Genomic DNA, 8,341 nt, shown 5'->3' with positions numbered 1-8,341 from the left:
GATCATATGAAATTTTGGATATACATAGAATTTATATTCTTCTCGTATCAAGTACACATACCGTTGCGACGGTGAGAAAGCCCACAGAGATGAAAATCTCACCCTCAACATATCCTGTTATAATTCACGACTGTTGGCGGACTGACCGTTGCAACGGGAAGCAAACAAAAACACATTCAGTGGCCTCAAAGTCATTCTTAATATAGATCCTGTCGAGACAAGAACAGAACCGTGGTTATGACTATGAGAATGCAGTTGTCCGAGAAAACAATTTTTTGCCCTCCAGAGTGATTCCATAATTTTTGCACAACAGGAATTCAAGCGATTCTCCACGGACCGCTGGGTGTGATATTATTGGGTCTGTCCGCAATCGCCCTGAGTATACACTGTGTGAGTTGTCGATTCATCGCTCACCGTCATCGCGGACATATGCACCGAGTAAAGAGAGATACGACTCAGTGGCGTACTCTTCATTGCATCCGGTCATCTCCACCCGATACACTCGTGCTGTCCGCATCTTTGCTTTCCGAATATCTGCACCTGTGAGTTCGGCACCGGAAAGATCCGCACCAGAGAAATTCGCACCAGTGAGGTCGGCGTCGGTGAGATCGGCACCACTCAGATTGGCATTCGAGAGGTCCGCCCCGGAGAGATCAGCATGGGAGAGTCCGGTGTCGGCAAGGGTAATATCGGAGAGGTCGGAACCTGTGAAGTCAGCCTCAAATGGGAAGGCGTGAGAGAGGTTGGCGTCGATGAGATTCGCATCTGAAAAGTCGGCACTTTTGAGGAAGGCGTCGGTGAGATTAGCACCCGATAGATCGGCACTTTTGAAACAGGATTCGAAAAGGTTGGCATCGGAGAGGTCAACACCGTGGAGGTTGGACCCCGAGAGGTCGGTATCAGCAAGGTTGGAACCAGACAAATTGGCATTGGAAAGGTCGGACTCGGAGAGGTTGGCGTTGGGGAAGGAAGCTTGCGGCTGAATATCGGTTGCCGAGATTGCATCGCTATTGGGAATCGAGAATTCGTCCTGGGTCATTGTTTTATGGATATGGCTTTGCAGAGTACTTATTCTGAGTGAATTACCGTCTCATTAACACATAGCCACAAGCTGTATTCAGTTGTCGGATAGCTAGCTGATCGCCGACTCGGTGGTTCGTCTGCTCATACGGAGCGTTTTAATCCAATTGGAACTATAGTTGTAGAGAGTAATTGAGGAATCTGTGCAGAGACAGCCCTTGGAAATGTGGCATAAAAACCGCTGGACTGCGTGTTTTTGGAGCATTCACAGTAACCAACATGTCAAAATGAATATTCTAATTTGGGATCGTATAATGCCGACGTGTCACTCGCAAGGAGTAACCGAACACAATAGATCGTCTCTCAAACAGAGTGTAGTCAGAGAAATATTGAGCACGACTTGATATGGAGTTGGAACTTTACCCAGATCTGCAAGTGCCCATAGAGCCGGGGCAACTGGTCGAATGAAACAGGCACAAGATCTTCCCGACCCGCGAAGAGAGTCACCCGGATGTTAACGCAATACACTCTCGAGTGGAGGTTGTTGTCTGGAACCGGGTTCGCAACATTATCACTATTGAGGATCTTAACCGAGACCTACCACCGACCAGCTATGGCAGTATAATACTACACGGGTGGTCAAAAAGAGACAAAAACACCTCCAACGCTAATCGGGAATAAGGGGGTTACCGGGGCTACGCTAGAACCGTGGTTATCAGTATTAGGAATAGAGTGTTGGTAAAAAACCACGGGAAGAACCCGTGGAAAAAGTATCCTTCCAATCTTTGAGCTCGCGGGAAAATAACCCTGAGCATTAGTGGCAACAAGCTAACAGAATATAATTCTATTGGTTATTTGAAACCTTCCTTGGGGGTGCATGACCGACACGGGGCGGGAGGTATCAGGGTGAGTCTACAATAGCCACACAACTAGCCTGAGTTAATTGGGTGAGTATAGCGGAGACACTCGTGAGTGATCAGTCGAAGCCGGAGATGGAATGGAATAGAGTGGAGATAGAACACAAAGCACTTGCCGTCTCTGCAGATGATAACAGACGCCTCGCGTGGGAGAGGAGACGGAGGCGTCCGTCACCGAATCTGCCAAACTATGACACTGATGCCAACTGGTATCGCCGTTGGCGTAGGCGGACACGGCACGACACGACACGACACAAATCAAATGAGATAGGACACGTTTGATTTGTGCTACACCCGCGAGAGTGCTCTCCCACTGAGAGGCAACAGTCACGTCACCGTCACCGGCAGACTGAGACGGACCGTGACTGTGTGAAAACGAACTGATGTTGAGACTTCCAACTCCAACTTGTTCTCCGATGAACACATGGGAACTTTTCTCGAAGGTGTAGCACTCGCTTAGTGACTGCGTATGCTAATGATTGTCGATGTAGCATATAAATTCGGACGCGAGCACGAGATTCGCGTTTGGGAAGTTACCGGTAAACGATAAGTTCTGAGCGTGAGTCACTTACGACGCCGGAGATTGCGGCGATACTCGACGAGCGTGAGTTACCAGTGACGTATGAAACTGCGTCGACGGTCGGCAAAAGAATAACTCCGAAGTCAGGGAGATGACAGTGTGGTCGTTGGTAATGTCAGGAGATACCCTACATCTCAGTTTAACTTCGGAGTATCATCTATTTTGATTAGAGATAAAAAACAGTTCCGTGTGGTGACGGGGATCGGGACTGCTGAGAAGATGCGTCAGACTCACTATGATCAGTGGTGATATTATAGGAATATAGATTCTACATATTATCTGTGCAACTACAATAGTAAGTGTCGAATTCACATAATTACCCTCTGTAGCGGTGCGAAACCACCGGGAATCTATCATCACCCCGTGGCGAACGAGACCACGAGCGATGCCCGTGAAAATTTACTACAAATACGAGCAATGACTCATATGAACTGATGAACACAATTTTTATTCATCAATAATTGTATATCTGTTCGGATGGACACTGATGTCTGGCCGGACAATCTCAAGGAAGCAGCAGTAATGATCGGCTTAGTTGTATCTATTATTGGTATAATTGGACTATGGAATACCAATCCAGGACTCATATTTCGAGCTGAGGCTCTGTTTGAACAACTAACAGTCGGGTCAGTGCCGGGAATTGGGTACTCGGCGTCCGCCGAAAACGTCACTCTCCGTATTGAGAACAGAGAGGTTGAGCAACTGAACGTAAATAGCCGTGAGACGACATATGAGTATGCTTACTGTGGTGTCATGTCTGGTCCCTACACGATATCGAACGCCTGGCTAACAGATACCGTCGAGGCATCACAGACAGAAACAACATTCAGCGTGGACAACTGTCCGTTCTCGGCAGTGACAAGTTACAAATCACTCATCCATTACCAACCAACGTCGCTGAGACTGTCGGAGAACAGACCGACAAACGGCACTTCGGTACGGCTACGATTACACGTGTGTCATGAGGGATCAGGTATCGACCGAACCTGGCACACTGACGACGAATTTCCGATGCTACTCCGTTCCAAGGTCTGCAAGTGGTGAATTTAGACAAGTGGATGTAATGGTCAAAGAGTAACCGCCACCACTCTCTGAGCGCTGGGAGTTTCTCTCTGAAGGATATTTGTCTGATTTGAGATTGTCTCAGTAGAAAGATTGCAGGGAATGCGAACCTATCATGGAAATGTATCAGTAATCAGGTAGATACTTCGCCTGTATTTTTGCCATTAAGAGTATCGCGTTCAAATGTGAATATGCTATCATTTTCAGTCTCAAACTTTCCGATGCCCCGCGATTCCCGTATTCGCGTCTGTGGGTTCATACCAACAGCAGTTGGGCACATCTCAATGTCCCATATTCTGCATGGTTCTGTAGTCGAAAGTGAGACTATGAGGAGGGTCGAGCGACGCTCCCGATCGGCGCGACGGGTGTCGGGTGTGATTACGTTCCTCACAGGGGAGTGAATTTTATATTGTATTTTTTCAAAAATAACAATGGCACGATATATTATATCGTGTTATGTAGCGCCATGAGGTATTTCTCGGATTTATTGGAAATCCTGACTCATCCAAAGTAGTTCCCCACAACAATCCGGGAAAGAGCCCTCACAACAATGGGTTGTCGCTGCTCCATAGATTAATAGTAATTCCCCCAATAATCCGGGAAAGAACCCTCTCAACACATGACAAATTCTCAACGGCTGTATGTCTCCTCATATGCCGAGGTATCTGTGCGAGGACAGCTGGGAGGTCTTGATCAGCGTCAATTGAACGTGTGGAAACCCTGTGTATGCGGTGACAGAAGTCGCTTCGTTATGCGATTCGATGCTACTCTATCAGAATCAGCCAGAGTATGTGGATCGGGGGGTCGCGCGTGCGCGCGCACGCACGCGCGCGAGGCATATATGTGGCTGTATCCCCTATGATACAATCCATGAGTAGTCCTGCACAGTCGAATGTTAGCAGTAGTCCCGTGACGCCTCGCGATCGAGTGTGGAGTGGTGTGGTAAATGAAGTGGAGACAGAATTCACAGTGGCAGATATCAAGAGTCGATTGAGGCGAGATGGCTACGAAGGAGAACCCAGTGAGGAGACAATCAAACGTGTGCTGAGAAGTATGGATGAACTGAATGTCATTCAGCACAAGGACGGGTCTCCATATTACAACAAACAAACTGACTTTGAGAATCTGTAAAGAGATCCACTGTCGGTGCACACATTCGCCGAGTGAGTTGTGTCACTACAGTAGTCACTTGCTTGATAGATAATCGCATGACTGCGTTCTAAAATTTAGTTATAGTGAATGATGTGTCACATTGAACCCCCTGTTTACACGGCGTGTATCGCTGTCGTGTCACTCCCAAAGAATAACTGAACATAATATGTCGCCTCTCAAATAGGGTGCAATTATAGACATATTGAGCACGACTTGATCTGGAGTTGGAGCTTACCCAGATCTGTAAGTGCCCATAGAGCCGGAGAAACTGGTCCAAAGGCAACAGGCACGAGACTACCCGGCTCGTAAATATAATCGCTTGGATGTCACTTCAAGTTAATTGTTAACGCAACACACACCAGAGAAGAGATTATTGTCTGGAATCGGCTTTCGTAATGTTATCACTAGTGAGGATTAAAATTGTCCAAGGGAAAATCCAGAACCCTCGGACCAGCCCTTTTGTTGCAATTGGAAGCGTCAACAAGACAGGATTGAATGATTATTTGCTGAGTGCTGATATAGCTGTATCGATTTAATCTGTCTGCGTCCAGTAGTTAGGATCGCGTTACTCGATCTTCCACGCCACTGCGTTTCAATTACTCTTCATCATCGCAAGTAATATACCGCCGGTAATTCGGACTATATTCTTGTGACAAGTCCTTCTATTCTACAGAACCCGCTCGTTCATTATGTACCAGCGGTTGTGAGCGCGAGCACCATTTTACTCGTCGCAGTCTTCTTATTAGGTGATCGTCCGACAATGCAGCTGATTGCCTTTGGAATCGCAGCATTGGATATTATCGTCACCCCACAGGTGTTGAAACGCGCGTTTGAGCCGGAGTAACAGAGCCCACATTCACGAGTGACGGTGAATTCGAATCTGAAACTGAACCCAGACACGCTGGTGAACAAGTAGTGAATTTTACTCCAGAGCCGCGGCAATAGTGCTAATGATCATGTCGCGGGATTCTGATCGTCTACTCAGGAGTGAAGCGAAGGCGACGATGTCGGAACCTTTCTGAATCGAGCAGTCTGGACGGCGTTGTCACGGATGCTAGGCACCTACCGGTCGGGGCAGAACCAGACGCCAACAGTGATTGAGAAGGCGAAGTCGGCTATGGTTACGTTTGGACCATCATCTCAATCGGGATCGGACTCAGACTCCCCGCTGTCCGTCCAGACTGAGCTTCGAGGAACAGTTCAGACCGACAGAGGAACTCCCGAAGAGGTATCGGGATCATAACCAGGAGCTCAGGGTCGACAGAACGACCGTGGAGGCGTGGCAATACTGGGAGGCTAATCGATAATTGGCAGCACATCGGACCCGTATCCGCACCTCCCGCAGACACAGTCCGGTACAGGAAATCACCGTTTCACAGCGATGATGAGATAACGGTCATCGAGAAGAGGACAGAAGCCGGTCTCTCGTGTGAGGCAACTGAGAGGAACTCAGTCTCGCCAGCGGTCCTCTCGGGGATGTTGTCAGACAACATTCCGAACGTGGGGTACCTCCGAGCGCGGTGAGAACACTACCGACAAATTGACCACCGTACAATAAATGACCTTTTATATACTCTCCTGAGCGGAAAATCGAGGAACGGTATTGAACCCTGTTTATTTTATAATATTCCCATCAATGACGGTCAAGTGGACACCTTCGGGTATGACATGATTACAAAATTCGGGGGTGACCTTTTCGTCCGATCGTGAGAGTACTGAGTGAGTATCCGCGTACCGCTGACATGACTCTTCTGATAGAGAGACAAGCGCATACCCCCGTTTTCAGGCGGGGGGTCGAGCGACACTTGCTCCGTTTGTCCCGATAGATTGAAACTCGTGGCCCCTATTCGCACAGACGCTATGGATTCGGTGAGACGCCGTCCCCGAATCATAAGGGGTGGCGAACCAGCGGTGGTTCGCACGGCGATGACATGGAATCCGATGGGGCCTCAGTGCCGGGCCACAGCCCTCCGAGGGAGACAACCGAGAGTTCCTCCGGTGTGTCGCCGGTTCCCTCCGAGTGCGGGTTGGAACCGAAGGGCATCAGCTGCCTGAATCCGATGGTCGGATTCCTCCGCGTTCACGCGAGGGAGGAGGTCAATATCTCTGTCGCAGTTCACCGGTCTTGACACAGTTACTTTATTCAGACCAAAGTCAATTATTACTGAGCGTGGGCAAACTTGAGCGGCCGGTCGTTCGGTGGGCGATTGCGTCTCTGTTTCTTGTTGTCGAGGTGCTGTTGTTGATCGTCATTCCTGATCCGGGCGAGTCAAGCAGATACGAGATTACCCCCGCCAGCCAAACGATAATGATGGTGATCTTGTTGGTGTTGTTCGCGATCATCCCGTCGATCCTGAAAGAGTTCGCGTCAAAAGATAGACCGCTCGCCTATGCTGCCGACCAGGTTGAGACCACCCAGCAACGACGGGCTCAATTTGTTGCTGGTGCTGTCGACAGGGGAGCCAAGCTGATACGAATCGAAACGGCTGGGCCGGTCGCGTCGTGGATCGCTGCCGGGTTGCTGCTTCTCCTCGCGGGCGGAACAGTCACGCAAAGCGTCTCCGGAATGCCTGTCCGAGTTATGTGTGCGACGGCGGCGTATCTCCTGTTGGCAGCCTTTGCGACCCCGCCTGTGCGTGGCTACTTCACCCGGAAACTGCGAGTGACGGTCCCACGACCGGTTGTGGTGATCATTCTCATTGGCGGGGTCCTCCTGAACGAGGCGGCGTTAGCCCCACCGACAGCGGCGCCAGCGACTGTTCTGCCGGGTCTGTGCTTGCCTGTATGATCTAATCGCACACGATCTGACGGCGTCGAACTCGCTCATGTGGTCGAGATACACGTCGGCGACATCGGTGTTATATCCGAGCGGCGCATCTTAGAGATTGTTGAGACCCTCTGTTGTGGATGTGAGTGAGTGACTCTCAGCACATGACAAATTATCAACTACTGTACGTGTACTCATACGTCGAGTTATCTGTGTGGTTACAATCATTTCTTGAAGCGGATTAGAGATATACATCTCACATTCCAGACAAAGCCCCCCCACTCCAGAGGGACCTGTATTAACAATTAATTTAATATGACATCCGGATAACTGTTCACGGGAGTCGGGAGAGTCGCGCCAACTACCCCTAGTTCACCGCGTTCCCTCCCCGGCTCCTGCGGTACGAACTAATACTGAATATCAGTTCTATACAACCTTCTTGAGATTCCCGCATTCGCGTTCGGTGTTTGTATAAACAGTATTTGAGAGCACATCATTATTGCTGTCCTGTATCTCTCATTCGCTGGCGTCCTCTGAATGCTCCATCTCACGGTGACGGGACGCAAGTTCCTCCGCATAATCTGCAATCGCGCGCGCTTCGCTTTCTATCTCGGTTAATCGCTCAAGATCATGTTCGTACCTACCCTCGGTCAGTTCAGTTGTGAGCGCAGTTACTGACCCGCGCATATCCGCGCGTATATCCTCTGTTTGTCGTTGTTCTAAATCGATAAATTCGCCCGGCACTTCCGTAGCGTCTGAGAAGTCCACCTCACCGACCCCGAGGAGGTTGGCATTAGAGAGGGTGGTGTCAGTAAGATCTGCGTCGGAAAGGTCCGCGCCAGA

At 49.5% G+C, this 8,341-nt stretch carries 8 protein-coding genes; 6 read left to right on the top strand and 2 right to left on the bottom strand.

The genetic code is table 11. From position 1 onward, the window contains the following. Positions 1-403: 403 nt before the first annotated feature. Positions 404-1,039, bottom strand: a complete 636-nt coding sequence (locus tag J07HQW2_RS01515) for a pentapeptide repeat-containing protein (RefSeq protein ID WP_021053439.1) — start codon at positions 1,037-1,039, stop codon at positions 404-406. A gap of 928 nt (positions 1,040-1,967) precedes the next feature. On the opposite strand from J07HQW2_RS01515, the gene J07HQW2_RS17065 reads away from it, so the two are divergent. The 6 genes from J07HQW2_RS17065 to J07HQW2_RS01495 all read left to right on the top strand — a co-directional run bounded on the left by J07HQW2_RS17065 (position 1,968) and on the right by J07HQW2_RS01495 (position 7,519). Next, entirely contained in the window at positions 1,968-2,219 is a 252-nt protein-coding gene (locus J07HQW2_RS17065) for a hypothetical protein (protein ID WP_303703877.1), read from the top strand. Positions 2,220-2,994: 775 nt separating this feature from the next. Further along, positions 2,995-3,561: a hypothetical protein gene (locus J07HQW2_RS17060; RefSeq protein ID WP_021053438.1), complete on the top strand. Its 567-nt coding sequence runs from the start codon at positions 2,995-2,997 to the stop codon at positions 3,559-3,561. A gap of 888 nt (positions 3,562-4,449) precedes the next feature. After that, complete coding sequence (locus tag J07HQW2_RS01505; RefSeq protein ID WP_021053436.1) at positions 4,450-4,710, top strand: hypothetical protein; 261 nt, start codon at positions 4,450-4,452, stop codon at positions 4,708-4,710. A 670-nt stretch (positions 4,711-5,380) separates the two neighbouring features. After that, positions 5,381-5,575: a hypothetical protein gene (locus tag J07HQW2_RS01500; RefSeq protein WP_021053435.1), complete on the top strand. Its 195-nt coding sequence runs from the start codon at positions 5,381-5,383 to the stop codon at positions 5,573-5,575. A gap of 207 nt (positions 5,576-5,782) precedes the next feature. Then, positions 5,783-5,974: a hypothetical protein gene (locus tag J07HQW2_RS17055; RefSeq protein WP_303703876.1), complete on the top strand. Its 192-nt coding sequence runs from the start codon at positions 5,783-5,785 to the stop codon at positions 5,972-5,974. Between the two features lie 777 nt (positions 5,975-6,751). Beyond that, positions 6,752-7,519: a hypothetical protein gene (locus J07HQW2_RS01495; protein WP_021053434.1), complete on the top strand. Its 768-nt coding sequence runs from the start codon at positions 6,752-6,754 to the stop codon at positions 7,517-7,519. A 495-nt stretch (positions 7,520-8,014) separates the two neighbouring features. On the opposite strand, the gene J07HQW2_RS01490 is transcribed toward J07HQW2_RS01495, so the two are convergent. Further along, positions 8,015-8,341, bottom strand: a 327-nt coding sequence (locus tag J07HQW2_RS01490; RefSeq protein ID WP_021053433.1) for a pentapeptide repeat-containing protein, incomplete at its 5' end; no start/stop codon positions are given.

It is taken from the genome of Haloquadratum walsbyi J07HQW2 (assembly GCF_000415985.1).
In the GTDB taxonomy this organism is placed as follows: domain Archaea; phylum Halobacteriota; class Halobacteria; order Halobacteriales; family Haloferacaceae; genus Haloquadratum; species Haloquadratum walsbyi_B.
Note: the sequence above shows the minus strand (reverse complement) of the source record. Positions and strands in the feature narration are given on the sequence as shown.

Bases quoted from the DNA above. Each gene is read 5' to 3' on its own strand.
- J07HQW2_RS17055 (WP_303703876.1), top strand. From the start codon at position 5,783: ATGCTAGGCACCTACCGGTCGGGGCAGAACCAGACGCCAACAGTGATT.
- J07HQW2_RS01515 (WP_021053439.1), bottom strand. From the start codon at position 1,039: ATGACCCAGGACGAATTCTCGATTCCCAATAGCGATGCAATCTCGGCA.
- J07HQW2_RS01505 (WP_021053436.1), top strand. From the start codon at position 4,450: ATGAGTAGTCCTGCACAGTCGAATGTTAGCAGTAGTCCCGTGACGCCT.
- J07HQW2_RS17060 (WP_021053438.1), top strand. From the start codon at position 2,995: ATGGACACTGATGTCTGGCCGGACAATCTCAAGGAAGCAGCAGTAATG.